Source organism: Sorangium sp. So ce406, from assembly GCF_051474675.1.
In the GTDB taxonomy this organism is placed as follows: Bacteria; Myxococcota_A; Polyangia; order Polyangiales; family Polyangiaceae; genus Sorangium; species Sorangium cellulosum_G.
Genome location: NZ_CP150340.1, coordinates 7,213,505 through 7,236,878, shown reverse-complemented (window position 1 = coordinate 7,236,878; position 23,374 = coordinate 7,213,505). Strand labels below are relative to the sequence as shown.

The window sequence follows — 23,374 nt, the reverse complement described above, 5'->3', positions numbered from 1 at the left end:
AAATCCGGGGAGACCCGACGGCCTCTTGCAGATCTCCCTGAGGGCCCGGCAGGCGGCCGCGCGCCGTCCGACGCGAAGCTGGAGCCCACGGCACGAGCGCGCCCGCCGTTCTGCTGGACGGCGGGCGCGGTCGATGTCGTGCCCCGGGTGCGGCGCTCCGGTCGCTCGCCTTCCGTGGGGTCACGCGCGCGGGAAGTCGTGGCGCGGGACCTCGTACGGCGACGGATCGGGGATCTCGTGCGTGTGCGCCGGCGCCGGCACCTCCGGTTGGTGCTTCTCCGGAGCCCCTCCGGGCGTGGGCTGCTCCGTCGTGCCCGGGAGATGGATCTCGCGGTCCGGCGACGTGCGCCCGGGCGAGCCTGGGGTCTCCGGCTGTTCGCCGGGGGGGCTCATGATCGGCTGCGGCACGCCGGGCCGCCAGGGCTCTCCGTTCGGCGGTTGGGTTGCGTTGCTCATGGCTTCACCCAGTCCTTTTGCGCGTGCCGTGCGTCACGAAGGGACGCGGCGCCCGAGCGCGAGCGAGATCACGGCGAGCACCAGGAAGGCGACGAACAGGATCTTCGCGATGCCCGCGGCGCTCGCGGCGATACCGCCGAAACCGAAGATGGCGGCGATGATTGCGATGATGAAGAAGGTGACAGTCCAACCGAGCATGATGTCCTCCAAGTGGTCTCAGGGCGTCGATCCGTTGTCTTCGTGAAGACGACCTCAACGCGAGTTCTGAGTGCCGGATTGCACCCCCCGTGCCGAAGCGTGGCAGAGGCTGGCGGCCGCCGCGGGCCGCGGCCTTCCGGGCCGGACGCGGCCGCAGGGCGACGAGCTCGGCGCCGCCGCTTCCGTCCGGGCACGCGAGCGGCGCCCTTTTTGTGGGGCATGATGCCCCGATCGTGACAGGGTGGACCTGTGCGGGCGCCGGGCGCGGCCGCGCGGCGCTGCGCGGTGTGGGCCCCGCTGCACGAAGGCTGCACGCGGACGCCCCACAACTTCCCGGATCGGGCGACTCCGGACGGGCTATAAGGTCCTGGCCATGCCGAAATCGAAGGTTGCTGTCATCCGCACGTCCCCCGCGACGGTGCTCTCGGACTACCACCGGCTGATGAACCTGGCCGGCTACCAGGATGTGGTCGCCAAGGACGCCGACACGGCGCTCAAGGTGAACATCTCCTGGCACTTCTTCTACCCGAGCTCATCCACGACGCCCTGGCAGCTGGAGGGTGTCATCCGGGCGATGACGCAGGACGGGTACTCGAAGGACCTGATCCACGCGTGCCACAACCGCACGGTCGTCATCGACGCCCACCTGGGTGAGCGCGAGAACAAGCAGGTCGACGTCGTGCAGGCGCACGGCCTGCGCAACGTGCACCTCTACGAGGGGGAGGAGTGGATCCCGATCGGCGATGCGGTCGGCGATCTGCGGAAGAAGTTCCTCTGTCTGAACGAGGTGTACCCGAAGGGGTTCTCGATCCCGAAGCGCTTCATCGGCGAGAACATCATCCACCTGCCGACGGTGAAGACGCACATCTTCACGACGACGACGGGCGCGATGAAGAACGCCTTCGGCGGCCTGCTCAACGAGCACCGGCACTGGACGCACCCGGTCATCCACGAGACGCTCGTGGATCTCCTGATGATCCAGAAGAAGATCCACCGCGGGGTGTTCGCGGTGATGGACGGCACCTTCGCGGGCGACGGCCCGGGGCCGCGGTGCATGGTGCCGCACGTGAAGAACGTCCTGCTCGCGTCGGCGGACCAGGTGGCGATCGACGCGGTGGCGGCGAAGCTGATGGGGTTCGACCCGATGCGCGACTGCAAGTTCGTGCGCCTCGCGCACGACCTCGGCCTCGGGACGGGCGACGTGCGCGACATCGAGCTCGTGGGCGACGTGGACGCCGCGAACGAGAACTGGAACTTCGAAGGGCCGTTCAAGGAGATGACGTTCGCCTCGCGCAACCAGCACCGCATCTACTGGGGTCCGCTCAAGAAGCCGGTCGAGTGGTCGCTCAAGACCTGGCTTGCGCCCTGGGCCTACGTGGCGTCGGTCACGTACCACGACATGTTCTGGTACCCGCGCTACGCGAAGGAGAAGATGGCGCCCGTGCTCGAGAGCCCGTGGGGCCGGCTGTTCGCGAACTGGGGCAAGGTGCAGCCCGACGCCGAGGGGCGAGGGTACCCCGACGTGGGGACGGCGAGCCCGGATCTGGTCCGCACCGGGGTAAGGCACTTCCTGGAGGGCATGCGCCTCGTCGGGATGGCCGTCGCGGAGTCGCCGGAGATCCAGGTCCGCAAGCGGGCGCGCGCGCAGGCGGCCGGCGGGAGCGGGGCGCCGGCGGTGTAGCCGTTGCGGCGAGCCGGCTCCGGAGCGCGGTGCGCGCGGGGACGGTGCCGCTCCTCCACCAGTGAGGAGCCCAGGGCCCAGCGCCGGCAGACGCCGGTGCTGGGCTTTCGCGCATCATGGGCCGGAACCCGTGGGGGGCGCTGCTTGACGCGCCCGTCACCATGCGCTTTCATTGACGACACGTCGAAAAAGGCGGACCGGTTCGGTGAGCCCCGGTCACTTCCGCAAGGAAGCTCTGTCCGACGCACCAGCGCCAGGACCCACGACGAGCAGGGCGCAGTCTGTGCTGCGCCTTGGTCGGGCGGTCCATGGGCGAGCACATCCATCACCAGCATCGTGCGAGAGCGCGCGCCGGCACACGTCGGCACCGGAGCGTTCGCGCATGGCGGGCCCGACCTTTCATCCACCTGAAAGGACCCGACATGCACCTCAATCATCTCGATCTCTGCGTATCCAACGTCCGGGAGACCAGCGAGTTCTTCGAGCGGTTCTTCGGCTTTCGCTGCCAGCGGGAGAAGGGGCGCGACGCCCTCGCCATCCTGCAGGACGAGGCCGGCTTCACGCTCGTCATCAGCCGGCTGCGCGCCGACGATCCGATCAGCTACCCGGCCCAGTTCCACGTGGGCTTCCTGCTCGAGAGCGAGGCCGCGGTCCACGAGGCCCATGAGCGGATGACGGCGGCCAGCGCCGGCATCGTCTCCCCGCTGCGGGACGTCCGCGGCGGGCCGGCCTTCTACACGCGCGCTCCCGGCGGCGTGCTCGTCGAGGTCAGCCACCGTCGCTGACAGCGCCGGGGCGGCGCGTAGACCGCGAGCGCCTCGCCAGGCAGGCGCGTCGCGCGGCGTCGCTCAGGCGTCCGCGGGCCGGGCGAAGACCTTGAGATAGAGCTCGTCGACCGCCAGATCGCATCCGATGGAGGCGAGCTGAAGCTGCTCGCCCGGGCCGAGCACCCGGAGGAGCCAGGTCCCGTCCGGCTGACGGCAGAAATGCTCGATCTCCACATGCAACTGGGAGAGAAGGACGTAATCGGTGATCGAAGGGATTCCCCGATACAGGGCGAACTTGTCGCCGCGGTCGTAGCGCTCCGAAGACTCGGAGAGGACCTCGAAGACGGCCGTGGGGTTGAGGAGCGTGTCGCGGCGTTCGTCCTCGAACAGGGGTTGACCGCAGACGACCGACGCGTCCGGGTAGACGTAGCGGTTGGCCGTCACGCTCTTGATCCGCAGGTCGGACGCGTGCGCCTCGCACGGGTGCGCCCGCAGCGCGCTCCGGAGCTCACCCACCACGTTGGCCGCGATGAGGCTGTGCTCGCGCGTGCCGCCTGACATCGCGAACACCTCCCCGTCAGCGTACTCGTGCTTCAGCTCGGAGGAGCGCTCGATCGCCAGGTACTCCTCCGGGGAGAGCTTCGCTTCGGGTGCCTTCTGGGCCATGCGGCATCGTAGCATCCAGCCCCGAACACCGGCGCCGCGCTCCTTGATCTGCCCGCTCAGCAGGATGGCGCGGCGGGAACCTGGGAAGGAGGCCGCCTGGTGCCGACGCTGGACGGCGCGCTGCCGACCGAGACCGCCCGTGCCGACAGCTCCTCCGGCGGCGCTCGTCGCGTGCTCAGCGCGCCGCGCTCGTGGCGTGCGACGGCCGTCGCCCCGACGTCACCGTCGGCGCGGCGCCCGCGACGAACCTGACGCGCACCGGCCTCGGTCGGAGCGGCGGCAACGACCGCGCGAGCGCCTCGTAGGCGTCGCGCCCCACGCGCCGCGCCTCGTGCACGAGCGTCGCCCAGATCTCGGCCTCGCGCGCCTCGGCGTGCTCGGCCGCGCGCGGATCGAAGCGCAGCCCGCGCTCGATGGCCTCTGAGCCGGGCACGCCCTCGGCGGGACGTTGCGCCGCGCGGTCGCGGAAGACGCCGGGCCCGAAGCGGTCGTACTGGAGGATCGTGTGCGCGGTCGACACGGCGCCGGCCCAGGGATAGGTGCGCAGGGTCCAGCCGCGGGACAGGTCGGCGAGCCGCTCGTCGACGTCGGCGCGCTCGGCGTCGGTCTTCCACGGCTCGCGCGGGACGAAGAACAGGCCCAGCCCGAGCTCGTCGCCCTCGAGCTCGAACACCTCGTCGATCCCGAACCGCTCCGGCGTCTGCGCGACGAGCGACCCGTGCGTGAGCCCGAACTCGCCGACGATGTACACAGCGAGCGCCTCGCGCCGCGCGCGCAGGAAGTCGAGCGTCGCGACGGCCTCGGCGTGCGTCTCGGTGGGGAAGTCCGTGAAGCACATCGCCTCGGCGGCCACGCCCGCGGACGCGAGGTGGTCGATCACGTCGGCGACGACCTCGACGGGCGCGCCCTTGTCGATGAGGCCGAGGACGCGCGGCGACGCGGACTCGACGCCGAGCGCGCACGCGACGGCGCCCGCGCGGCGCAGCACGTCCGCGCGCTCCTGCGTGAGGTACTTCTCCGGCTTGAGGTCGGTCGCCCACCGGACGTCGAGGCCGGCGTCGAGGATCGCCTGCGACATCTTCACGAGCGTCTTCGGCGCGACCGAGTCCTGCGACAGGTAGAAGTGGCGCGTGCCGTGCCGCGCCGCGAGCGCCCCGAGGTGCGCGACGATGGTCTCGACCGCGCGCTCGCGGTACGCCGCGGTGCCGACCTCGGCGAGGCCGTAGTGGCAGAAGGTGCACTTGCCCCAGTAGCAGCCCCGCGTCGGGTCGTACGGGAGCACGAGCGCCGGCGCGAGGTAGGCGTGGAGCGGGAGCCCGTCGAAGTCGGGCGCGGGGAGCGCCTTCAGGTCCTCCATGCCGTGCCCCGATAGCCACCGCGCGCCCAGCAGGCGGTCGCGCACGACGACGTTCGGCACGTCGCGCAGCGGCCGCCCTTCATCGAGCGCGCGGGCGAGCGCGAGGAGGGTGTGCTCGCCCTCGAAGAGGCACGCCGAGTCGAACGGGCCGAGCGCGCGCGCGAGCCGCTCGCCCGACAGCCGGAGGAGCATCTGCGTGACGCCGGGGCCGCCGCACGTGACGTGCACGCCGGGCAGCGCCTGCTTGATCTTGTGGGCGAACGCGTACGCGGGCTGGAGCTGGCCCGGGAAGCAGACGGAGAGGCCCACGACGTCGGCGCGCGCGTCGCGGAGCCGGGGCACGAGCGTCTGCTGCACCCAGCCGTCGAACGGGTCGTGCTCCGGCCGGCTCGACCGGGCGATCTCGTCCATCGAGAGCAGGCCGAACGGGGTCCGGTACGCCGTGAAGTCGAGCTTGAGCGGGTGGTGCGTGGCGGAGACGACGCCGAGCGCCGCCTCGACCGTCGCGACCGCGCTGGCGTAGGCGTCGGGGTCGTAGAAGCCGTCGCCGGAGCGCAGCGTGGCCTTGGCGTGGTCGATCGCGGCGGGGACGGCGTGCGCGTCGCCGCGCGCGCGGGCGAGCGCGAGGTATTCGAGCTGATCGGCGTGCGGCAGCGCGGGGCGACGGTCGAGCTCGCCGAGGCGCGCCTCGAGGCGGTCGCAGAGGCCGGCCATGGGCTCGGGCGAGAGGAGCGCGTCGAAGGCCTCGACGTTCGCGTCGACGGGCAGCACCTCCACGCCGTTCGCGCGCAGGAAGCCGGTCAGCATCGGCACCGCGAGGTACGGCGCGGTGGGGTCACAGGTCGGCGGGTAGACGAGCGCGATGCGCATTCGGGCGGCGGTCTAGCACGGGGCGGGGTTAGCGTCCGGGCCGGTCGTGAAGCAGGGAATCTCCTTGTGCCGTTGCAGCGGTGAGCGACAGTCTCCAGGGGAGGTGACCATGCGCAAGATCGTCGTTCACGAGCCCGGCGGCCACGACAAGCTCCGCGTCGAGGAGCACCCCGACCCGAGCCCTGCGCGCGGCGAGGTGCTCGTCGACGTGCAGGCAGCGGGCGTCAACTACGCCGATTGCGTCGTTCGCATGGGCCTCTACGAGTCGGCGAAGAAGTACGTCGGCTGGCCGATCACGCCCGGTTTCGAGGTCGCCGGCACGGTCGCCGCGCTGGGCGAGGGCGCGTCCGATCTCGCGCCGGGGTCGCCGGTCTTCGCCGTGACCCGCTTCGGCGGCTACGCCTCGCGGGTCGCCGTCCCGCGCCACCAGGTCTACCCGCGGCCGGCGCGCCTCACGCCGGAGCAGGCGGCCGGCTTCCCGGCGGTCTTCATGACGGCGTACTACGCGCTGTACGAGCTCCTGCGGCTGCGGCCGGGCATGGTGGTGCTGGTGCACTCGGCCGCCGGCGGCGTGGGCGGCGCGCTCGTGCAGCTCGGCAAGATCGCCGGCTGCCGGGTGGTGGGCGTCGTGGGCGCCGCGCACAAGGTCGAGGCGGCGCAGCGCCTCGGCGCGGACGCGGTGATCGACAAGAGCCGCGAGCCGCTCTGGTCCGCGGCCGAGCGGCTCGCGCCCGAGGGCTACGACGTGGTCCTCGACGCGAACGGGGTCGAGACGCTGCGGCAGAGCTATCGGCACCTCGGGCCGGCGGGGAAGCTTGTCGTGTACGGCTTCCACACGATGCTGCCGCGGCAGGGCGGCCGCCCGAACTACGCGAAGCTCGCGCTCGATTTCGTGCGGATGCCGCGCTTCAACCCGCTCGACCTCTGCAACGACAACAAGAGCGTGCTGGCGTTCAACCTCTCGTACCTGTTCCACAAGACGGAGATCCTGCGCGAGGCCATGGAGCGACTCGTGGGCTGGCTGGAGGAGGGGCGCATCGCGGCGCCGCCGGTGACGACGTACCCGCTGGAGCGGGCAGGGGAGGCGCACCGGGCGCTGGAGTCGGGGACCACGGTGGGCAAGCTGGTGCTGACGATGTAGCGCGCCGGCGGGCCGCCTGAGCGCTGCTGGCGCGCGCGGCGTCGTGATGTTGCTCACGCCGGCGGGCCGCGCTCACCGGATAACAGACGCCGGACAGCACGAAATCGCCACGGCCGGCGTTCGTTCTTCCCCCTTGTTCCCCGGGGGGTCGAGAGGCTCCGGGGAGAATTGAAATTCAACCCGGAGGCTGTCGGGAGGCTCCGGGGAGAATTGAAATTCAACCCGGAGGCTGTCGGAAGCCACGGGGAGAATTGAAATTCAACCCGGAGGCTGTCGGAAGCCACGGGGAGAATTGAAATTCAGAGTGGAGGCTGTCGAGCGCCCCCCAGGACAGTTATTTCTCGTCCCGGCGGGATCGCCCGGCCGTGCAGGTCCGCGCAGAACAAGAAAACGACGGGGCGCCCGGTCGATTTTCGTGACCCGATCGGTGCCGCGCTCCCGATTTACCCCTGTGACGGGACAGAGCGACGTCGGGCGGTGATCCCCTTCGCGCGGCGCGCTCCGTCCCGCTGGCCCCGGTCCATCGTGCGCTCGCGCTGCCGCGCAGCGAGGCGATGGGCCGGGCCGTGCTGAAACCAACAGCCTCCCTGTTCGAGGAGACTTCAGGAGGAGAGACATGCCTGCTGTGAAGAAGACGAAGAAGCGCTCCCTGACCGCCACCTCCGGAGAGCCGTCGTATGCCCCGCCCATCTACGATCCCGCGGCCGGGAAGAAGGCCATCGAGGCGCTCGCCCCGCAGCTCGACGGCCTCTCCGACGCCGAGCTCGTCACCGTGAGGATGGACGTCGAGGCGGCCACGTACGCGGCGCTCGGCGTCGTCGGCTTCGTGTCATCGCCCGACGTGCGCGCGCGCTTCGCGCGGCTGCCTCGGGAGGAGTTCGACATCACCCACCTCGACGAGCTCGGGCTCGCGTGCTTCGCCACGCTCCACGCGCTCGCGGAGGCGCGGGCCGCCGGCGCGCTCGAGACGGACGCGCGGCTGCCGGAGGCGCTCGTCACCGAGGCGATGGAGGTCGAGGGGCGCATGCAGGCGCTCTGCGAGTACCAGCTCGCGGACGATCCCGCGATCAAGCCGGAGCTCGACCGGCTGCGGCCGGGCACCGGGCACCGCGACCTCGCGAACGACCTGCTCGGGTACGCGCGGATCTACGAGCTGCGCGTCGACGTGGTGAAGGCGGACCGGAAACACTACCGGGCCGGCGACGCTGCGCGGGCGCGGGAGCTGGCCGGGGCGATGATCCAGAAGCTCTCGGCGGCGCTGACGCCGAAGGCCCGGGAGGCCTACGACCGGTACGTGCGGGTCTGGACGCTGCTCTGCCAGCGCTATGACGAGGTGCGGGCGGCGGCGCTGTGGCTCTGGCGGAGGAACGCGCGCATGCAGGAGCGGTTCCCGTCGCTGTTCGCGGCGGGCCGGCCGAACGTGGGCCGCTCGAGGAAGGAGGCGCCGAAGGGGAGCGAGGGGCCCGGGAAGGGCGGCAGCGGCGGTGGCGGGACCGGCGGCGGGGAAGACCCGGAGCTGACGCCCGTCCCGGATCTCGTGACCGAGAGCCCCGGCTGAGCGAGGTGATGGTGCCGCCCTGCGCGCGCTGGTTCGGGCGCAGGGCGGCAGCGAAGCGCTCACTTCTCTGGCGTTTGCCCCCTGGCACGCTCGAGGGCAGCGATATCGGCGAGATCCTGGGGTCTCCCCGCTGCGCGCTTGTTTTGCAGCAGATCGGCGAGTCCGAGGAACGGGCAGAGGAGGTCCGGCGCGATGGCGACCTCGACGCGGTTGGGCCACGCCGCCTCGAAGCGGAGCCCGCTCGTCTGGGTCAGAATGTCGATGCGCTGGGGCGGAACGCCGATCTGCAGACCGAGCCCCGGCACTTCGAAGTCGCTCTCAACGAGACCTTGGAGTGGAGCTCCGAAGGCTCGGAGCGCCCTCATGACACGCGGGGCGTTCTCGCTGGTCGCATCGACCCAGACGTCGAGGTCCTTCGTCGCGCGCGGACGGCCGTGGAGTGCAACCGCGTAGCCACCCACGATGAGGAAGCGCGTCTCAGCCGCGGATAACTCGTACAACAGATCGCGAAAGTCCGGGCTCAGCGGCGGGAGCATCGGGGTGGGCAAGGGCGTGCATCTCCTGACTCAGCGCCCACGCGGCGAGGACGCGTTCGGCCGGCGACATACGCGCCCAGAAGCGCGCGTCCGCGTCTGCTTCGCCTTGCGGGTCGTCACGGAAGATCCGAGTTTCCCAGCTCGCCCGCGCCCTTCGCCGTGCCTGGGCGTCATCCATGGACCAAGCGTACCGTGCTCACGTTCAGCGTGCGAGCGATCGGCTCGCAGGTGGCCGCCGGCTCATCCGGACGTCGCGCCGGAGAGCCCCACCCGCTCCGGCGCGGACGTGCCCCCCTGCGCGCGCTCCCGGTCCGCGCGCAGCGCGGCGGCGAAGCGCTTCCGGGCCGCGGCGCCGCGCCGCTTGGCGGTGCTCTCCGAGCAGCCGAGCGCGTCGCCGATCGCCTGCCAGGTCCGCTCCTCGACGTGATGGAGCAGGAGGACGCGCCGCTCTTCCTCCGTGAGCCGCGCCAGCGCGTCCTCCGCCGCGCGGATCGCGCGGTCGTACGTGGCGCGGAGCCGCTCGCCCTCCTCGCCCGGCGCCGCGAGCGCGCGCCCCACGAGGCCGAGCACCGCCGCCGCGGCGACCTGGTCGCCCATCTCGTCGACGTGCGCGGTCGTCTCGGCGTCGCCGTCGGCGAGGAGGTCGCTCGCGTCGTCCACCGCCTCGGCGGCGTCGTAGCCGTCCTCGCGGGCGGCGCGCCAGTGCTTCGACTCCTGCCGCAGCGTGTCCGAGAGCGCGCCGTCGATGCGCCGCCACGCGTAGACCGCGAAGGGGACGCCGCGGGCGGGGTCGTATCCGAGCGCGGCCTCGTGGAGCGCCTGGAGCGCGGCGGAGCGGAGATCGTCGGCCACGTAGCGCGCGTGCGTGCGCCGGAGGAACTGGTCGCAGAGCTTCTCTGCGAGCGGCACGGCCTGCGCGACGAGCGCCTGCTGGTCGGGGCTCAGCGGCCTCTGCGCCCGGTCGCCCGGGCTCATCGGGGGCCCCCTCGGCCGCGTCCCTGGTTTGCGCTCGACCTGGCCGCGAGCCGCTGCGCCGCTTCGGCCAGCGCCGCCGGATCTCGCCGGTCGACCTCGCCGCTCGAGGTTGGCGGCGTGCGCGGGCGGAGCCGATCGACGAGCGGGGCGGCGACGGGGTGCGTCGCGAGGAAGCGCGCCGTCAGCGCGCGCAGCGCCTCGAGATCCTGCGCGGGCAGGAGATCGGCGTAGGGCGCGACGGCGTGGTCGACGCGCGCCTCGAGGGTCGGATCGACGTCGTCGGGTTCGGGGCGCTGGCTCGACATGGGGGCTCCGGGGGCGCGCTGCTCGCCGGCGCTGCGTGCGTGGAGCGCGCGATGGGCACCCGAAGCTACCTTTCCCCGGGAGGGTCAACAAGGGTAGAGAAGCGATGATGGCCAGGGTGTTGCGGCGTGGCGCGCTGCGAGGTTGGGGGTCGCGAGGTGACGAGCGTCGATGATCTGCCGGGCCCCGGAGCGCTGTTCCAGGGGCGCTTCCTGATCGACCGCCTCCTCGGGCGCGGCGGGATGGGCGAGGTCTGGGCTGCGTTCGACACGACGCTCGAGCGGCCGGTGGCGATCAAGAGCATCCACCGCGCGCTCGCGGGGGAGGCGCGCTACGCCGACCGCTTCCTCCGGGAGATGAAGCTCGTCGCGCGGGTCGCGCACCCGAGCATCGTGCGCCTGTACGACGCCGGCGCGACGGCGGACGGGCGGCTCTTCATGGTGATGGAGCGCGTCTTCGGCGTCTCGCTCCGGGAGATGATCGCCGGCGGCACGCGGCTCGACGTGGTGCGCGCGCTCCACTACGCGATCCAGATCGCGGACGCGCTTTCGACGGCTCACGCGGCCGGGCTGGTGCACCGAGACGTGAAGCCCGAGAACATCCTGGTGAGCAACGGCGTGCATGCGCGGCTGCTCGACTTCGGCGTGGCGAAGGACGCGCGCGGCCTCGGGCTGACGCGGCAGGGGAGCGTGATCGGGACGTCACGCTACATGGCGCCGGAGCAGGTCGCCGGGAGCGCCGTGGACGCGCGCGCGGATGTGTATGCGCTCGGCGTGGTCCTGTACGAGATGCTGGCGGGGGTGCACCCGTATGCGGTGCTTGACGAGGCCTCGGGCATCGGGGAGACCGAGATCCAGGCGGCGCACGTGCACCTGGAGGCGACGCCGCTGCCGGAGGTGCTGCCGGGATGCCCGGAGGCGCTGTGGCGGGCGGTGGCCACGTGCCTCGCGAAGAGACCGGAAGAGCGGTTCGAGCGGGCGGCGGAGCTCGTGGAGGCGCTGCGTGAGGTGGCGCGGACGGTGGTGCTGGCCGAGGTGGCGCCGGAGGACGCGAGCGCGCGGCAGCTCGTGAGCGAGGCGGCGGATGCGGCGCGGGAGAGGGCGATCCGGGGGCTCGCGGGCGCGCCGCGCGGGGAGGCGGCGAGGCCAGTGGAGGCGCTGCCAGTTGGGCGAGCGCCGAGCGTCGCGACGGCGCGGGACGTGCCAGCGCGCAGCGCGGTCGCGGGAGCTGCGGAGGGAAGGGCGGATGGGGCGGACACGCGGGGCAGGCTGGGAATGGCGCAGAGGTTCAAGGTGGATCCGGCCTACGGGCTGCGAGAGGTGGTAGCGCCGCCACCGGGAGATCGGTTGACGAAGACGGAATCTTGGGAGCCGACGAGGGCTGGCGCGGTGAGTACGGGCGCGGCGTCTCAGCGGTGGCGGTGGGGACTGGTCGTTCTCGGGACGCTGCTGCTGGGCTTGGCGGCGGCGCTTCTTGCTGCTGTGATGGTCGGGCTCACGCGGTGCTGAGGCACGATCGAGGTTCGGCGTGCGCCCTCCCGGAGAACCTTTGCCACCGCGGCCTCACCGAGGATTGTTCTGCTTCCAGCCAAGCCGTACCATGCCAGCGGTCCTCGCCGCACCTGTCCGGCGGCGCTCTGTTGCTCGGTGTCCCCCTGCACGGCCATGTCGGCGCGCAGGCGCTTGAAGATGCGGACCATGCGCTTGAACCGCCTGTTGGTCGCCTCGTTCTTCGCGATACCGCGGTCGTAGTGCTGTTCCGGCCAGTTGATGATGCGCTCCGCGGGCGCGTTGCGCGGTCGCAGCTCGACGCCATCGATGTACTCCCACGCCCCGGTCGCGGTCTTCTTGCCGGTATAGCGGCGGTGTTTCAGGAACACCGCCACTTCGGCGTCGAGCCGAGCACCGGACGCGCGGACGTCGAACGCCTTTCCCTTCTGCTCGAGCTTCGGCGCGCCGCGAATCGCCTGCTGGATCGCCTCGCGAGCGCTCCTGACCCGCTCCTCGTCGGTGGCGTTGATCGTCTCGCCCAGTCCTTGAGCGTCTGATCCCAGTTCCTCGACATGGTTCACCTCATCCCGGATGCGCGCGGGCCAGCATGCAGAGCGCCTGTCGCTTCGGCAGAGGTCCAGGCCCATCGCATCCGACCGGGCTCTTCAGCACCTGTCGTGCCGGCTCGATCAGGGGGTGAAATCCGAAGGAATACTCGTCCTGGAGGGGGCTGGAGGCTGATCGCGATCACGCGGCGAGCTGTCCGCGATCAGCCAGGCGCAGAGGGCGCGATGGCGACGCGGATACCCCTCGAGCCGTCGCGGAATCGAGGTGGAGCGTCCGGGGCCGCTCCGGCGATGACCTTGTGAGCTCCCCCTGCGCCGCGCATCAAGTCCCCAAGCTCCCCGGGAACCGAGCTCGCCGCGCGCTCTGCGCGAACCACCCACGTCAGCGGTCTCCTGCTCACCCGGCGGTGAGCGAACACGCTGACACTGTCCTGGAGCCACCTTCGGGACTTGAACCCGAGACCTACGGTTTACGAAACCGTTGCTCTACCACTGAGCTAAGGTGGCACGCCTCGCGTTGAGGAGGCGCGCAGATTACCCACTCGTCCTGCCAAGTCAAGCGCTTTTATTCTCGCCCCCGGGCAGCCCCACCTTCCCCGTCACGTTCCCCGGCTTTCCCCGGTGCGCGCTCCCGCGGCTCCGAGCCTGCGCCCGCGTCTGCGCTCCCTCTGCCGAAGAACTCCCCCAGCCGCTCCGCCAGCTCGCCCGCCGCCGACCAGTGCATCATGTGCCCGGCCTCGGGCAGCTCGACGTGCTCCGCGCGCGGGAGCCGCGCCGCCCGCTCCGCCTCGTCCGGCGGGTGCCACCCGTGCGGCCCGCCGCTCACGAGCAGCGTGGGGCACGCGATGCGCTCCAGGAACGCCTTGAACGCGTCCACCTGGAACATCAACGGCGATGTCGTCCGGTGCATCGGATCGTACGCCCACGCGAGCCCTCCGTCCGGCTCCTCGCGCGTGAGCAGCGGTGCGCGCGTCGCCAGCACCTCGCGCGGCACGCGCGGGTGGTTCGCCACGAGCCGCGCGATCGCGTCCTGCATCGACGAGAGCCGCCGCGGCGCCCGATCCATCCCCTTCATCTCGCGCAGCCACGTCTCCATCCGCGTGACCGCCAGCTCGGGCGCGTTCGCCGGCGGCCCCATGCCCTCGAGGAGCGCCAGGCGCTCGACGCGCTCGGGGCACGCGCCGGCGTAGTACACCGCGACCGCGCCGCCCATCGAATGACCCACGACGCCGAGCCGCGCCGGCGCGAGCGCGTCGACGAGCGCCGCGACGTCCGCGATGTAGTCGGGGAAGTAGTAGTAGCTGCCTGCGCCCACGCGCGCGCTCCGGCCGAAGCCGCGCAGGTCGGGCGCGACCACGTCGTGCCCTGACCGCGCGAGCGGCTCGGCCACGAGGTCCCACGTGCTCCCGGCGTCGAGGAAGCCGTGGAGCAGCAGCAACGTCAGGCCGGTCGGCTGCGCGCCCTCGTCGCGGAAGCGATGGACGCACAGCTCCAGCCCGTTGACCTTCCAGGTGTCCGACGACCTACGCACCACGCGCGTGCTCGCCCGTGCGGAGGCTCCCGTCAACCCCCCGCGCGCACCGCGCTCGCCGCCCGGTGCGCGCCCCTCTGCTCCGCGTCGCGCGGCGTCCATCCCGCGTCGCGTGCGCGCGGCGCGCGCGTCGTCACCGCTTCGCCGGCGTCGGCGCCGCAGGGGCCGCGGGGGGCAGTATGGCCCCGGTCGCCACCGGCACCGGTGTGCCCGTCGCCGCTCCCGCAGGCGCCGCGCTCGCAGCGCCCGGAGCCGCGCTCGCAGCGCCCGGCGCCGCGCCGTCCGACGCGGCCGGCGCGGCGCTGCCAGGGGCCGCGGGCGCCACCGGGAGCGCCGCGCCCGTGAGCTGCGCGGCGTCCTTCAGCACGTCCTCGGCGTGCACCCCCGGATCCACGTCCGGATACACCTTGGCGATCTTGCCGTCGGGATCGATCAGGAAGGTCACGCGCGCCATCGTCCCGAGCCGCAGGGGCACGCCGAACGCGGTGGCCCACGTGTGATCGGTGTCGACCAGGATCGGGAACGGCAGCCTGTGCTCGGTCGCGAACGCCTCGTGCGACTCGCGCGTGTCGGACGACACGCCGAAGACCTGGACGTTGGCCTGCTTGAAGCGATCCCACGCGTCGCGGAACGCGCACGCCTCCTCCGTGCAGCCCGGCGTCCCGTCCTTCGGATAGAAGTACACGACCACGGCCCGACCCCGCTGGTCCGACAGGCGCTGGATCGCACCGTGCTGATCGGCGGCGAACACGTCGGGCGCGGGCGCGCCGACCGGGAGCAGCCCTTGTCCACCATCGGGGCGCTCGGCCGCGCCGCACCCGAGCAGCGAGACAAAGGCAAAGACGACAGCAACAACGACGAAAACGAGGGCAGTCGGGAAGCGTCTCTTCATTAGAGCGCCACGTTAGCACGCACTCGGTAGGATCGATCCGACGCTTCTGATACGTTGCGCCGACAGGAGACGAGACCGATGGCGATCTTGGGGAGCGAGCGCGGCGCCACCGACGGTGCGGTGCGCCAGGGCAGGGGAATCACCTACCCCGATTTCTCTTCGCCCACCGTGGATAAGGTCATGGTCGAAGAGCGCGCAGGCGGGCTCGGCAAAAGGAGCATCAAGGGCCCGGCCAAGGTCGCCGGCCTCAAGCTCGCCATCTCCATGATGGACCTCACCACCCTCGAAGGGAAAGATTCGCCGGGAAAGGTCCAACAGCTCTGCCAGAAGGCGCTTCGGCCCCACGAGCGCGCGGACATCCCTTCCTGTGCGGCGGTGTGCGTTTATCCCAAGCTCGTGCCGGTCGCCAGGCGAGCGGTCGAGGGCTCGTCCGTCAAGGTGGCGAGTGTGGCGACCGCGTTCCCGAGCGGCCTGTCGACGCTCGAGGTCAAGCTCGCCGACGTGCGCCAGGCGGTCGAGCTCGGCGCGGACGAGATCGACATGGTGATCGACCGCGGCGCCATGCTCTCCGGCGAGTACGCCGCGGTGTACGACGAGATCGCCGCCACCAAGGAGGCGTGCGGGCACGCGCACCTCAAGGTGATCCTGGAGACAGGCGAGCTCGGGAGCTACGACCGCGTCCGCAAGGCGAGCCGCATCGCGATGCTCGCGGGCGCCGACTTCATCAAGACCTCGACCGGGAAGATCACCCCGGCGGCGACGCCCCCGGTGACGCTGGTGATGCTGGAGGCGATCCGCGATCACGCGCATGCGACCGGCCGGCGCGTCGGGATGAAGCCGGCCGGCGGCATCCGCACGGCGAAGCAGGCGCTCCACTACCTCGTCATGGTCAAGGAGACCCTCGGCGACGCCTGGCTCACCAGCGACCTGTTCCGCTTCGGCGCGTCGACGCTCCTCAACGACGTGCTCATGCAGCTCGAGAAGGAGCGGACGGGCGCCTACCAGAGCGGCGACTATTTCAGCAAGGACTGACCCGGCGCGGCCGCCGCGCGCGATCCGGCCTGCCGCGCGCGGCCACGCCCGCTCCGATGTTCAACCAGCGGCCGCGGGCGTAGAGTGCGCGCCATGAGCGACAAGAGCACCGCCGCCGCAGGCGGCGACGGGGGCGCGCCCCGGGAGACGATCGCCGCTCGGGACGCGGGCCCCGCGCGCGACGCCGCCGCGGACGCGGCCATCGTGTTCGGCGACGCCTGGCGCTACGCGCCGGCGCCCGAGGGGCGCGACCATGTGAAGATCGCGCCGCGGTACGACCTCTTCATCGGCGGCGCGTGGCGCGCTCCGGAGTCGGGCCGCTACCTCGACAGCATCAACCCGTCGACCGAGGAGAAGCTCTGCGAGTTCGCCGAGGCCTCCGAGCGGGACGTCGACCTCGCCGTGCAGGCGGCCCGGGCCGCGTACGAGAAGCACTGGTCGCGCCTGCGCCCGCTCGATCGCGGCAAGTACATCTACCGCATCGCCCGCGCCCTCCAGGAGAAGGCGCGCGAGCTCGCGGTCGTCGAGTCGCTCGACGGCGGCAAGCCCATCAAGGAGTCCCGCGACGTCGATCTCCCGCTCGCGGCCGCGCACTTCTTCTACTACGCGGGCTGGGCCGACAAGCTCGACCACGCCTTCCCGGGGCGCGACCCGCGCCCGCTCGGCGTCGCAGGCCAGGTGATCCCGTGGAACTTCCCGCTCCTCATGGCGGCGTGGAAGCTCGCCCCGGCCCTCGCGGCGGGGAACACCTGCGTCCTCAAGCCCGCCGAGACGACGCCGCTCACCTCGCTCCTGCTCGCGAAGATCATCGAGGAGGCCGACCTCCCGCCCGGCGTCGTCAACGTGGTCACGGGCGCGGGCGCGACGGGCGCCGCGGTCGTCGGCCACCCCGGCGTCGACAAGGTCGCGTTCACCGGCTCGACCGAGGTCGGCAAGCGCATCCAGCGCGCGCTCGCCGGCACGGGCAAGAAGCTCACCCTCGAGCTCGGCGGCAAGGCCGCCAACATCGTCTTCGAGGACGCGCCGCTCGACCAGGCCGTCGAGGGGATCATCGGCGGCATCTTCTTCAACCAGGGGCACGTCTGCTGCGCGGGCTCGCGCCTCCTCGTCGAGGAGAGCATCCACGACGCGCTCCTCCTCAAGCTGCGCGAGCGCATGGCGACCCTGCGCGTGGGCGACCCGCTCGACAAGAACACGGACGTCGGCGCCATCAACTCGCGGGCGCAGCTCGAGAAGATCCAGGAGCTCGTGGCGGCGGGGGAGCGCGAGGGGGCAGCGCGCTTCTCGGTGAGCTGCGCGCTGCCGCAGCGGGGCTACTGGTTCGCGCCGACGCTCTTCACGGGCGTCGCGCAGTCGCACCGGATCGCGCGCGAGGAGATCTTCGGCCCGGTGCTCTCCATCCTGACCTTCCGCACGCCCGACGAGGCGATCGAGAAGGCGAACAACACGATGTACGGGCTGTCGGCCGGCGTCTGGACCGGCAAGGGATCGAAGAGCTTCTGGGTCGCGCAGCGCCTGCGCGCCGGCGTCGTCTGGGCGAACACCTTCAACAAGTTCGACCCGAGCTCCCCGTTCGGCGGCTACAAGGAGAGCGGCTTTGGCCGCGAGGGCGGGCGCCAGGGGCTGCTCGCCTACCTCGAGGTGGACTGATGGCGCTCGGCAACCAGGACAGCAGCGGCAACGAGGGACGCGCGTCGACGGGCGATGGCGCCGGCGCGGCCGACGCCACGACGGGCGAGGCGGGCGCGCGGGTCGGCGTGCGCAAGGCGTACAAGATGTTCGTGGGCGGGGCGTTCGTGCGCTCGGAATCCGGGAGGTACACGCAGGTGCGCGATCATGGCGGCGCGGGCGCGGTCGAGAACATCCCGCGCGCGTCCCGCAAGGACGGGCGCGACGCGGTGCTCGCGGCCGCCGGCGCGCTCGGCGGCTGGTCGTCGCGGTCGGCCTTCAACCGCGGGCAGATCCTCTACCGCCTCGCCGAGATGCTCGAGGCGCGGCGCGCGGAGCTCGCGGCCTCGCTCGAGCGCGGCGGGCTCGACGCCGGCGCTGCGCAGCGCGAGGTCCTGGCGACGATCGATCGCGCGGTCGCCTACGCGGGCTGGGCCGACAAGTACCAGAGCCTCTTCTCCAGCCTGAACCCGGTCGCCGGTCCGCACTTCACCTTCACGGTGCCCGAGCCGATGGGGGTCGTCGTCATCGCGGCGCCGCCGCGCCCGGCGCTCCTCGGCCTCGCGGGCGCTCTCTTGCCGGTGATCACCGCTGGCAACACCTGCGTCGTGCTCGCGAGCGAGGCGGATCCGCGCACGGCCCTCGTCTTCAGCGAGGCGCTCGCCACGAGCGATCTCCCGGCCGGCGTCGTCAACATCCTCACCGGCCAGCTCGCGGAGGTGCTGCCGCACCTCGCCGCGCACATGGAGGTCGCGGCGCTCGATCTGCACGGCGTGGACGCGGCCCTGCAAAGGCGCCTCGAGGACGCGGCCGCCGCCACGGTCAAGCGGGTGCGCGCCCGCGCGCTCGACGAGGCGGCGTGGTTCGACGACAGGGCGGCGACGTCGCCCCGGTGGATCGAGCGGTTCGTCGAGATGAAGACGATATGGCACCCGGCAGGGCCGTGACGCCGGAGCGCCGGAGGCGCGCCGCGCCCACGGCTCAGCGACCGAGCACCATCCCCGTCTGCAGCGTCCGCCCGGCCACGAGATCCGCTGCCGCGAGCGGCTTCCGTCCCTCGGCCTGCGCCCGCAGGATCTGGATCGCGCCCGATCCGCAGGCGACGATCACGACGCCGCGGGCGGCCATCACCACGGTCCCCGGCGGCGCCTCGCCGTGCGCCGCCTCGCTCTCGACGCGCGCCGCCAGCACCTTGAGCGCCTTGCCCTCGATCGTCGTGAAGGCGCCTGGCCACGAGGTCATCCCGCGGATGTGATCGTGGATCTGCCGTGCGCTCCGATCCCACCGGATGCGCCCGTCCTCCTTCTTCAGGAGCGGCGCGTGCGTCGCCGCCGCGTGGTCCTGCGGCGTCAGCGCGAGCTCCCCGTCGACCGCGCGGCGGAGGTCCTCGCGCACGACGCGCGCCGCGAGCGCGCCGAGCTCGGCCGCGAGCTCATCGGCGGTCGTATCCGGGCCGATCGGCGTGCGGTGCACCGCGTAGACCGGCCCCGTGTCCATGCCCTCGTCCATCTGCATCAGCGCGATGCCCGTCTCCGCCTCGCCTCCGACGATCGCCCACGTGATCGGCGCGGCGCCGCGGTAGCGCGGCAAGATCGACGCGTGCAGGTTCATGCAGCCGCGCCGCGGCGCCTCGAGCACCGCCCTCGGCAGGATGCGCCCGTAGGCGATCACCAGCGCGACGTCGGCCTCGGCGTCCCGCACCCACGCGGCGAACTCGGGCGTGCGGATCTTCTCGGGCTGCACCACCGGGATGCCGAGCTCCCCCGCCTTCACCTTGACCGGCGGTGCCTTCAGATCGAGCCCGCGCCCGGCCGGCCGATCCGGCTGGCAGACGACGGCGACGACGTCGGCGATCGACGCGAGCGCCTCGAGCGAGGGTACGGCGATGGCTGGGGTTCCGAAGAAGAGCGCGCGCACGCCGTAGCTCTAGCAGGAGCTGCGCGCTTTCTGGCCGTCTTCTTCGCGGTGCGCCGCCGCGCGCGGCGCGGCGTCAGGGCCGCGTCGCCGGAAGACCGTCGCGCTCGTCCTCGCCGCCGCGCCCCGCCGCGCTCGTCTTCGCCGCCGTCGGGCGCGGGTCCGCGCAGCACCGGAAGCCCGTCTCGTAGAACACGAACTTCGGGTCGTGCGCGTCGTTCGTACCGCGGCACCCCGTCCACGGCTTGGCCCAGAAGCCGCCCATGAGCGCGCCCGGCCACCGGCGCCCGCGGCGCGACGCGACCCACTCCTCGACGTTGCCCATCATGTCGAAGATGCCGAAGGCCGACGCGCACCCCGGGTAGGAGCCGCTCGGGGCGCCCTGCCAGAGCCGCTCCACCTCGCGCTGCGCGACCTCGCCGGAGGCGCCGAGCTTCCGCTCGTCGACCTGCCGCCAGGCCTTGCCGCTGTTGCAGACCGCCCTGTCGACGCGCCAGCCATAGACGAGCGGACGCCGCTCGGGGCCCTCGCACGCGAGCTCCCACTCCTGCTCGGCGCACACGCGCTTGCCGCGCGCCGCGCACCAGGCGGTCGCCATCTCGAACGACTGCATCACGAGCGGCTTCGCGCCCCGCTGGTTCGGCGCCTCGAACTGGTCCATGCACACCGAGATCTCGGTCGTCGGCCCCTCCTCGGCGGTGATGCCTTCCCAGTAGGCGAAGCAGTGGGTCGCCTTGCCGCTCTTGACCGGCTCGACGCAGACATGCTGCACGTCGTCGTGGTGCGTCCCGGTGACGAGCCGCATGTCCGCCGGGCACGCCGCGCTGGGCCCGGGATCGAGGGAGGGCGCCGCTGGCAGGCTGAGCATCGCGAGCGCGAGCGCGCCGAGGCCGAGCAGGGGATCGATCATCGTTCAGCGAGGGCTCCGGCGATCGGTCCTCTCCGCTGCGGATCCGCCGTGGAGGATCCTGCGCCGCGTCGACCAACGGGCGAGCGCTGCAGGTCGGAGCTGACCGCAGCGTATCCTCATTCAAAAAAATGGCCAGGGCTGTGGCACGCGGCATGCGCCGTGTCTATGGTGAGCTCCCGTAGCCTCGCGGGCTGTCTTCACGCCAGCAGGCTCCGCGTCGCACGATTCTCATCCGTCTGGATGCAAGCCAAGATGACCGGGGCGCGCGTCGACCGCGCGGCCCGGCCGCAGGTTCATGAAGGGGTTTACCTCCCCCGGTCGGGTGCCTAGAGGAGATCGCCATGTCCGAGAAAAAGAACCCGCCGATGCCGCCGCGCTCCGAAGAAGAGGTCGTCTTCGGCGACGAGCTGCCGGTCCTGCCGATTCGCAATGCGGTCCTGTTCCCGGGCGCCGTTGCGCCCTTCGATGTCGGCCGCGAGAAGTCGGTCGCGCTCGTCGAGGATGTCGACAACCTCCCCGGCCCGGTCATCGCGATCTTTGCCCAGCGCGATCCGTCGACCGACGATCCCGGGGCTGAAGACCTGTACCCCATGGGCTGCGCCGCCCGCGTGCTGAAGGCGCTCAAGCACAGCTCCGGCAACTACTCGCTGATCCTGCAGGGCCTCACGCGGATCCGGCTCGACAGCGTCACCGCGCACACGCCGTACCTGCGCGCGAAGATCCGCCGCATGGACGAGCCGGCGACGGAGGACGTCGAGGCCGAGGCGCTCGCGATGAGCCTGCGCGACATCGCGAAGCAGGTCATCCAGCTCATGCCCGAGCTGCCGCGCGAGGCGGGCTCGCTCATCGACTCCATCCAGGCGCCCGGCGCGCTCGCCGATCTCGTCGCGGCCAACCTGGACGCCCCGGTCGAGGAAAAGGCGCAGCTCATCGAGACGATCGACGTCAAGGAGCGCATCCGCAAGGTGCTCCGGCTGCTCACGCGGCAGCTCGAGATCCTGAAGATGCGCGAGCGCATCAACTCCCAGATCAAGGAGGAGATGGGCAAGAACCAGCGCGAGTACGTCCTGCGCCAGCAGCTCAAGGCGATCAAGGAGGAGCTGGGCGAGGACGACGGCGATCAGGGTGATCTCGACGGCCTCGAGGATCGCATCGCGAAGGCGAACCTGCCGACCGAGGCGGAGACGGTCGCGAAGAAGCAGCTCAAGCGGCTGCGCACGATGCAGGTCGGCTCGGCCGAGTACACCGTGGTGCGGACGTACCTCGACTGGATCCTCGACGTGCCCTGGACGCAGTCGACGCAGGACAACCTCGACATCGGCAGTGTCCGCAAGGTGCTCGACGAGGATCACTACGGCCTCGAGAAGGTCAAGAAGCGCATCCTCGAGTACCTCGCGGTCCGCAAGCTGAAGCAGGACAAGAAGGGTCCCATCCTCTGCCTGCTCGGGCCGCCCGGCGTCGGCAAGACCTCGCTCGGCCGGAGCATCGCGCGCGCCCTCGGCCGCAAGTTCCACCGCGTCTCGCTCGGCGGCGTGCACGACGAGGCGGCGATCCGCGGCCACCGGCGCACCTACGTCGGCGCGCTCCCTGGTCAGATCATCCAGGGCATGAAGAAGTCGGGGACGATCAACCCGGTCTTCATGATGGATGAGGTCGACAAGATCGGGCACGACTTCCGTGGCGACCCCTCGGCGGCGCTCCTCGAGGTGCTCGACCCGGAGCAGAACAACACGTTCGCGGATCACTACCTGGAGATCCCGTACGACCTGTCGCACGTGATGTTCGTCGCGACCGCGAACGTGGCCGACCCGATCCCGCCGCCCCTCCGCGACCGCATGGAGATCCTGGAGATCCCCGGCTACACGCGGAAGGAGAAGCTCGCGATCGCGCGCCAGCACCTGCTGCCGAAGCAGCTCTCCGAGCACGGGCTCACGACCGAGCAGCTCGAGGTCACGGACAAGGCGCTGGAGGAGATCATCGATCACTACACGCGCGAGGCCGGTGTCCGCTCGCTCGAGCGGCAGATCGCGGGCGTCATCCGCGGCGTGGCGGTGAAGGTGGCGGAGGGCGACGCGCAGAAGCGGCGCGTCGACAACGAGGACGACCTGCACGAGTTCCTCGGCCCGGCGAAGTACACGAGCGAGGTCGCCGAGCGCACCGCCGAGACCGGCGTCGCGACGGGCCTCGCGTGGACGAGCGTCGGCGGGGAGATCCTCTTCATCGAGGCGACGAGGATGTACGGCACGGGCAAGCTCCAGCTGACCGGCCAGCTCGGCGACGTGATGAAGGAGTCGGCGCAGGCGGCGCTGTCCTTCGTGCGCAGCAACGCGGCGAGGTACGGCATCGCGAAGGACTTCCTCGAGAAGAGCGATCTGCACATCCACATCCCTGCCGGCGCGATGCCCAAGGACGGGCCGAGCGCGGGTGTGACGATGTTCACGGCGCTCGTCTCGCTCCTCACCGGGATCAAGGTCCGTCACGACGTCGCGATGACGGGTGAGATCACGCTCCGCGGTAGGGTGCTCCCGATCGGCGGTCTGAAGGAGAAGGTGCTGGCGGCGCACCGCGCCGGCATCAAGCGGATCATCGTCCCCGAGCGCAACCGGGCGGACCTCGAGGAGGTCCCGAAGGAGGTCGTGGACGAGCTGCAGTTCTTCTTTGTCAGCCGGATGGAGCAGGTCCTCGAGGCCGCGCTCGAGCGGCTGCCCGAGCCCGCGCCCGTGACCGAGGAGTCGAAGGACGGCGAGAAGAAGGATCTCGAGAAGTCGGAGAAGAGCTCGATCGCCAGCAACTGATCCCTGATCGCTGAGCGACCTGTCTCCGTGGGCGCCGCGCGGCTTGAACGCGCGGCGCCTTTTTCGTC

The 23,374-nt window shown here is 71.6% G+C and carries 21 protein-coding genes and 1 tRNA gene; 9 read left to right on the top strand and 13 right to left on the bottom strand.

The genetic code is table 11. The features are described from left to right. Positions 1 to 180: 180 nt before the first annotated feature. Positions 181 to 456: a hypothetical protein gene (locus WME96_RS26810; protein WP_437284430.1), complete on the bottom strand. Its 276-nt coding sequence runs from the start codon at positions 454 to 456 to the stop codon at positions 181 to 183. A 33-nt stretch (positions 457 to 489) separates the two neighbouring features. Further along, positions 490 to 654: a DUF1328 family protein gene (locus tag WME96_RS26805; RefSeq protein WP_081426868.1), complete on the bottom strand. Its 165-nt coding sequence runs from the start codon at positions 652 to 654 to the stop codon at positions 490 to 492. A gap of 373 nt (positions 655 to 1,027) precedes the next feature. Here WME96_RS26805 and WME96_RS26800 point away from each other — a divergent pair, with 373 nt between their 5' ends. Next, positions 1,028 to 2,335 (top strand): DUF362 domain-containing protein, encoded by a 1,308-nt coding sequence (locus tag WME96_RS26800; RefSeq protein WP_437284429.1) that lies wholly within the window; start codon positions 1,028 to 1,030, stop codon positions 2,333 to 2,335. Between the two features lie 422 nt (positions 2,336 to 2,757). Beyond that, entirely contained in the window at positions 2,758 to 3,120 is a 363-nt protein-coding gene (locus tag WME96_RS26795; RefSeq protein ID WP_437284428.1) for a VOC family protein, read from the top strand. A 63-nt stretch (positions 3,121 to 3,183) separates the two neighbouring features. Here the strand turns inward: WME96_RS26795 and WME96_RS26790 are convergent, their stop codons facing one another. Then, entirely contained in the window at positions 3,184 to 3,768 is a 585-nt protein-coding gene (locus WME96_RS26790; protein ID WP_437284427.1) for a Uma2 family endonuclease, read from the bottom strand. A gap of 175 nt (positions 3,769 to 3,943) precedes the next feature. After that, the gene (locus WME96_RS26785) at positions 3,944 to 5,995 is read right to left on the bottom strand and encodes a B12-binding domain-containing radical SAM protein (protein ID WP_437284426.1); all 2,052 of its coding nucleotides are present in this window, start codon (positions 5,993 to 5,995) and stop codon (positions 3,944 to 3,946) included. Between the two features lie 109 nt (positions 5,996 to 6,104). Between WME96_RS26785 and WME96_RS26780 the strand changes: the two genes are divergently transcribed. Next, positions 6,105 to 7,136, top strand: coding sequence for a synaptic vesicle VAT-1 family membrane protein (locus WME96_RS26780; protein ID WP_437284425.1), 1,032 nt, complete (start codon positions 6,105 to 6,107; stop codon positions 7,134 to 7,136). Between the two features lie 616 nt (positions 7,137 to 7,752). Further along, positions 7,753 to 8,694, top strand: a complete 942-nt coding sequence (locus WME96_RS26775) for a hypothetical protein (RefSeq protein ID WP_437284424.1) — start codon at positions 7,753 to 7,755, stop codon at positions 8,692 to 8,694. A gap of 59 nt (positions 8,695 to 8,753) precedes the next feature. On the opposite strand, the gene WME96_RS26770 is transcribed toward WME96_RS26775, so the two are convergent. The 3 genes from WME96_RS26770 to WME96_RS26760 form a co-directional block, all read right to left on the bottom strand. Further along, positions 8,754 to 9,242: a DUF6036 family nucleotidyltransferase gene (locus WME96_RS26770; protein WP_437284423.1), complete on the bottom strand. Its 489-nt coding sequence runs from the start codon at positions 9,240 to 9,242 to the stop codon at positions 8,754 to 8,756. Positions 9,243 to 9,470: 228 nt separating this feature from the next. After that, positions 9,471 to 10,205 carry a sigma-70 family RNA polymerase sigma factor gene (locus tag WME96_RS26765; protein WP_437284422.1) on the bottom strand — a complete coding sequence of 245 codons (735 nt, stop codon included), beginning with the start codon at positions 10,203 to 10,205 and terminating at the stop codon, positions 9,471 to 9,473. Next, positions 10,202 to 10,510 carry a hypothetical protein gene (locus WME96_RS26760; RefSeq protein ID WP_437284421.1) on the bottom strand — a complete coding sequence of 103 codons (309 nt, stop codon included), beginning with the start codon at positions 10,508 to 10,510 and terminating at the stop codon, positions 10,202 to 10,204. Before WME96_RS26760 ends, WME96_RS26765 begins: the two co-directional genes overlap by 4 nt. 156 nt (positions 10,511 to 10,666) lie before the next feature. On the opposite strand from WME96_RS26760, the gene WME96_RS26755 reads away from it, so the two are divergent. Beyond that, positions 10,667 to 12,016, top strand: a complete 1,350-nt coding sequence (locus WME96_RS26755) for a serine/threonine-protein kinase (RefSeq protein ID WP_437284420.1) — start codon at positions 10,667 to 10,669, stop codon at positions 12,014 to 12,016. Here WME96_RS26755 and WME96_RS26750 read toward each other — a convergent pair. From WME96_RS26750 to WME96_RS26735, 4 genes are all read right to left on the bottom strand, one after another. Continuing rightward, complete coding sequence (locus WME96_RS26750) at positions 11,917 to 12,579, bottom strand: hypothetical protein (protein WP_437284419.1); 663 nt, start codon at positions 12,577 to 12,579, stop codon at positions 11,917 to 11,919. The genes WME96_RS26755 and WME96_RS26750 overlap by 100 nt on opposite strands. Positions 12,580 to 12,996: 417 nt before the next feature. Further along, positions 12,997 to 13,071, bottom strand: a tRNA-Thr gene (locus tag WME96_RS26745). A gap of 58 nt (positions 13,072 to 13,129) precedes the next feature. Then, positions 13,130 to 14,095, bottom strand: coding sequence for an alpha/beta fold hydrolase (locus tag WME96_RS26740; RefSeq protein ID WP_437284418.1), 966 nt, complete (start codon positions 14,093 to 14,095; stop codon positions 13,130 to 13,132). 133 nt (positions 14,096 to 14,228) lie between these two features. Next, the gene (locus WME96_RS26735; RefSeq protein WP_437284417.1) at positions 14,229 to 14,987 is read right to left on the bottom strand and encodes a peroxiredoxin; all 759 of its coding nucleotides are present in this window, start codon (positions 14,985 to 14,987) and stop codon (positions 14,229 to 14,231) included. A gap of 78 nt (positions 14,988 to 15,065) precedes the next feature. Between WME96_RS26735 and deoC the strand changes: the two genes are divergently transcribed. From deoC to WME96_RS26720, 3 genes are all read left to right on the top strand, one after another. Next, positions 15,066 to 16,019, top strand: coding sequence for a deoxyribose-phosphate aldolase (gene deoC, locus WME96_RS26730; protein ID WP_437284416.1), 954 nt, complete (start codon positions 15,066 to 15,068; stop codon positions 16,017 to 16,019). A gap of 93 nt (positions 16,020 to 16,112) precedes the next feature. Next, positions 16,113 to 17,669 (top strand): aldehyde dehydrogenase family protein, encoded by a 1,557-nt coding sequence (locus WME96_RS26725; protein WP_437284415.1) that lies wholly within the window; start codon positions 16,113 to 16,115, stop codon positions 17,667 to 17,669. A 125-nt stretch (positions 17,670 to 17,794) separates the two neighbouring features. After that, positions 17,795 to 18,634: an aldehyde dehydrogenase family protein gene (locus tag WME96_RS26720; RefSeq protein WP_437292362.1), complete on the top strand. Its 840-nt coding sequence runs from the start codon at positions 17,795 to 17,797 to the stop codon at positions 18,632 to 18,634. A 34-nt stretch (positions 18,635 to 18,668) separates the two neighbouring features. Here the strand turns inward: WME96_RS26720 and fmt are convergent, their stop codons facing one another. Then, positions 18,669 to 19,604 (bottom strand): methionyl-tRNA formyltransferase, encoded by a 936-nt coding sequence (gene fmt / locus WME96_RS26715; RefSeq protein WP_437284414.1) that lies wholly within the window; start codon positions 19,602 to 19,604, stop codon positions 18,669 to 18,671. A gap of 73 nt (positions 19,605 to 19,677) precedes the next feature. Further along, on the bottom strand, positions 19,678 to 20,511 hold the full coding sequence (locus WME96_RS26710) for a formylglycine-generating enzyme family protein (RefSeq protein ID WP_437284413.1): 834 nt from the start codon (positions 20,509 to 20,511) through the stop codon (positions 19,678 to 19,680). Positions 20,512 to 20,852: 341 nt separating this feature from the next. On the opposite strand from WME96_RS26710, the gene lon reads away from it, so the two are divergent. After that, entirely contained in the window at positions 20,853 to 23,306 is a 2,454-nt protein-coding gene (lon, locus tag WME96_RS26705) for an endopeptidase La (protein WP_437284412.1), read from the top strand. Positions 23,307 to 23,374 lie beyond the last annotated feature (68 nt).

Coding starts and splice junctions, on each gene's coding strand:
- deoC (WP_437284416.1), top strand. CDS start 15,066: ATGGCGATCTTGGGGAGCGAGCGCGGCGCCACCGACGGTGCGGTGCGC.
- WME96_RS26800 (WP_437284429.1), top strand. CDS start 1,028: ATGCCGAAATCGAAGGTTGCTGTCATCCGCACGTCCCCCGCGACGGTG.
- WME96_RS26760 (WP_437284421.1), bottom strand. CDS start 10,510: ATGTCGAGCCAGCGCCCCGAACCCGACGACGTCGATCCGACCCTCGAG.
- WME96_RS26720 (WP_437292362.1), top strand. CDS start 17,795: ATGTTCGTGGGCGGGGCGTTCGTGCGCTCGGAATCCGGGAGGTACACG.
- lon (WP_437284412.1), top strand. CDS start 20,853: ATGTCCGAGAAAAAGAACCCGCCGATGCCGCCGCGCTCCGAAGAAGAG.
- WME96_RS26810 (WP_437284430.1), bottom strand. CDS start 456: ATGAGCAACGCAACCCAACCGCCGAACGGAGAGCCCTGGCGGCCCGGC.
- WME96_RS26780 (WP_437284425.1), top strand. CDS start 6,105: ATGCGCAAGATCGTCGTTCACGAGCCCGGCGGCCACGACAAGCTCCGC.
- WME96_RS26765 (WP_437284422.1), bottom strand. CDS start 10,205: ATGAGCCCGGGCGACCGGGCGCAGAGGCCGCTGAGCCCCGACCAGCAG.
- WME96_RS26735 (WP_437284417.1), bottom strand. CDS start 14,987: ATGAAGAGACGCTTCCCGACTGCCCTCGTTTTCGTCGTTGTTGCTGTC.
- WME96_RS26785 (WP_437284426.1), bottom strand. CDS start 5,995: ATGCGCATCGCGCTCGTCTACCCGCCGACCTGTGACCCCACCGCGCCG.
- WME96_RS26775 (WP_437284424.1), top strand. CDS start 7,753: ATGCCTGCTGTGAAGAAGACGAAGAAGCGCTCCCTGACCGCCACCTCC.
- WME96_RS26805 (WP_081426868.1), bottom strand. CDS start 654: ATGCTCGGTTGGACTGTCACCTTCTTCATCATCGCAATCATCGCCGCC.
- WME96_RS26790 (WP_437284427.1), bottom strand. CDS start 3,768: ATGGCCCAGAAGGCACCCGAAGCGAAGCTCTCCCCGGAGGAGTACCTG.
- WME96_RS26795 (WP_437284428.1), top strand. CDS start 2,758: ATGCACCTCAATCATCTCGATCTCTGCGTATCCAACGTCCGGGAGACC.
- WME96_RS26710 (WP_437284413.1), bottom strand. CDS start 20,511: ATGATCGATCCCCTGCTCGGCCTCGGCGCGCTCGCGCTCGCGATGCTC.
- WME96_RS26725 (WP_437284415.1), top strand. CDS start 16,113: ATGAGCGACAAGAGCACCGCCGCCGCAGGCGGCGACGGGGGCGCGCCC.